The organism is Nocardia sp. NPDC051756 (assembly GCF_040681495.1).
GTDB lineage: Bacteria > Actinomycetota > Actinomycetes > Mycobacteriales > Mycobacteriaceae > Nocardia.
The window spans coordinates 1-2,707 of record NZ_JBFAYV010000035.1; the positions used below are offsets into that span (position 1 = coordinate 1).

The window sequence follows — 2,707 nt, forward strand, 5'->3', positions numbered from 1 at the left end:
CGATGCAGCAGGGGGACCGCGGGTGCTCCGGCGAATTCTCTGCCCCTGTTCCACGGCTAGGCCCATCTCGACAGCGAGTGTCGTTGCCATCGTTGGGGGTGACACTGTTGAACTCAAGCCGGTCGATGCCCTGTCTCCGGGATGCCTGTCCATCCCGAGTCTCGGGCCGCCAAACTCACGGGGTTGGCTGAACGTCCGCTCTTGCCGCATGGCGGGCGTTGGTCAGTCGTCCAAATCCGTTGGCTGACAGTGCTTCCCAACGCACGCAAATGCCGATTACCGTATCGAGCCCAACCCTCTCGCTGCGGCGGTGGAGGCTGCACCTGCTATGAACCGTCGAGCGTGGGGTGCCGGGCAGACCCACGGTCGTGACCGAGGACCAACACGTGACCACTAATAGACGCCGACAGTTTGACACCTGCTGCGTCTTCACTCACGACGAGCCGAGCCCGATCCGGAACAAGCGGACCGGGCTCGATTGCAACACACAGATAGGTCTATTTTAGAGGTCGGTGCACCCAGCGCCAGCGGGACCTGTAACCCACGTGCCGCCCAGCTTGGCGCATTGTTCTTTGTTGGCGGTCTGTATTTGCTCTTCCCGGCTCGGTTTCTGTTGCGTGCCTTTGTCCGCTGGAGCAGCCTTGTTCTTTTCCGTCGTGTAGCAGTCCTTGAATTCCTTGTAGGTGTTGGACGACGCGATACAACTGTCCACAGGATCCGCTGAGGCAGCCGGAGCGGTGGCTACCCAGCCTGTCGCCGTCAGGACAACAGCGGCGAACAGAGCGGTTGTTCGAGCACGATCAAGACGCATTTTGGTTCCCATCCCTAGAGGTGGACCAGCTGTCCGGTTCACCGTACGTCCCGTATTCGGACCTACGACGGTTCCGGATGGGAGTGTCACCGAGCCCCTAGGGCGGGTCACAAACATGTGCCATCCAGTTACCTCAGGCGAGGCGATCTGATCTGCGGCGGTGCCGCAGCCGACTTCGGGCAGGCTATCGATTCGTACCCCTGTTGAGTAGCTCTTTGCGGAAGATCAATGGCCTGAGGTGAACTCGGGCCGTTTCAGTGCGCGCTCATGCCGAATACCGTGCATTCGCAACGCCGTTGGCGTGGTCAATATTCGAGGCCAGACAGTGACCGCGTACAGCTGTCCTGACTCAGCGGTTCCTGCGGAACGTCCGCCTGATCCGGGCCAGTAATCCTCGCTGGAGCCCGGGATCTTCATCCTCGTCGTCGCCATACATCTCGCTGTAGGCGCGATCCTCATCCATCCACCGTTGATATCTGGGATTGACGAACTCCATCAGGATGAAATCGTCGTGCGAAGCAACGGAGACAACCACATCTGAACGTCGCCAGTAGTCGGTGTCGAGGTCCTCGCCGATGGCGTAGGGAGTTATCGGCCCCAACTCGTCGATCAGACGATCCCGGAGTTGGTGGTGGGTGGTGTCCATCTGCGCTTTGCCTGGTTTCGGGACCAGAGAGTATTACGGTCTCGCCGTGGAGCAGATGCGGCGGTCCGGCCGCCGAATCGATGACGATGTGCTTGCCCACATCTCCCCGGCGCACAGCGAGAACATCAATTTCTTCGGCGCGATCGAGGTCGACATCGACGCCGAACTCGCCGCACTCGGCCCAACCGGATATCGGCCGTTGCGGGTCCGCGACACCCTGTTCTGATCGCCGCCGCGGGCGGGATTCACAGGGCTTGCAGGGTGTAGAGCGCGTCCGTGGTCACGACGGTCGCGCCGAGGGTATAGCGCAGTGTCGGCGTCCATCTCGGGCATCGGCTCCGGATCCGACTGGCGAGCCGACATATGCAGAAGTCAGGACTTACTGCGTGCGAAAAGAATCGCTTGCTGAGCTTTCGCGTCCGGGTCGAGCAGCATCTGAGCCTCGACCACGAATCCGGCATCGCGCAGCCAGGATGCCACCCGGTCAGGCTGACGGCGGTGGACATGGACCTTCATCGGGTGACCGCCATAGCCGTCGGTCTTCAACCGCGACTCGTCGCCGACGTGAAACAGCAGCTGCAGCGGTCCGCCGGGACGCAATGCTCGGTGGAAGTGCCCGAACACGGTCGGCACCTCGTCGTCAGGGATGTGGATCAACGACTGCCAGGCGAGCAGGCCGGCCACCGAAGCGACGGGCAGGTCCAGGTCCGTCATCGAGCCCACCTCGAACCGCAGGCCGGGGTGGTCGCGCCGGGCCACGTCGATCATCGCCGGGGAGAGGTCGACACCGAAGGCGTCGACACCGAGCTCATGCAGGTGGGCGGTGACTTCACCGGGGCCGCAGCCGACGTCCGCGACCGGCCCGCCGCCAGCGACCCGCACGCTGTCGGCGAACAACGCCAGAGCCGCGCGGAGGTACTGGTGTCCGGCGAGGGCGCCGCGCACTTGGTCGGCATAGCTGACCGCGACCGTGTCATAAGAGGTTCGGGTGTCGGCCAACCATTCATTCGTGGTCATGACCGGCACGATATTCCATGATCACGACCTCGTGGACGGCCGACGCAGGCCAAATCCGAGGGCGACAGCGCTGGCTTTACTTGACAATAGTGAGCGGTAATGCCGCGGAGCGCGCGATCCGAGTGGACAGTGGCCGGCCTCGGATTGGTTGTCCACCAGCGCTTCATGAACGTCCGGATCTGCTGAAGACCGCTCATGCTCTGGCCGATGACGTGGTGGGATGCCTGCGGCGC

The 2,707-nt window shown here is 62.8% G+C and carries 2 protein-coding genes and 1 pseudogene; 1 reads left to right on the forward strand and 2 read right to left on the reverse strand.

The genetic code is table 11. The features are described from left to right. Positions 1-1,160: 1,160 nt before the first annotated feature. On the reverse strand, positions 1,161-1,457 hold the full coding sequence (locus AB0M22_RS45600; RefSeq protein ID WP_364740313.1) for a hypothetical protein: 297 nt from the start codon (positions 1,455-1,457) through the stop codon (positions 1,161-1,163). A gap of 28 nt (positions 1,458-1,485) precedes the next feature. Between AB0M22_RS45600 and AB0M22_RS45605 the strand changes: the two are divergent. After that, a pseudogene (locus AB0M22_RS45605) lies at positions 1,486-1,683 on the forward strand (Tn3 family transposase); the annotation flags it as partial. 146 nt (positions 1,684-1,829) lie between these two features. Here AB0M22_RS45605 and AB0M22_RS45610 read toward each other — a convergent pair. Beyond that, positions 1,830-2,474, reverse strand: coding sequence for a class I SAM-dependent methyltransferase (locus tag AB0M22_RS45610; RefSeq protein ID WP_364740316.1), 645 nt, complete (start codon positions 2,472-2,474; stop codon positions 1,830-1,832). Between the last annotated feature and the right edge of the window lie 233 nt (positions 2,475-2,707).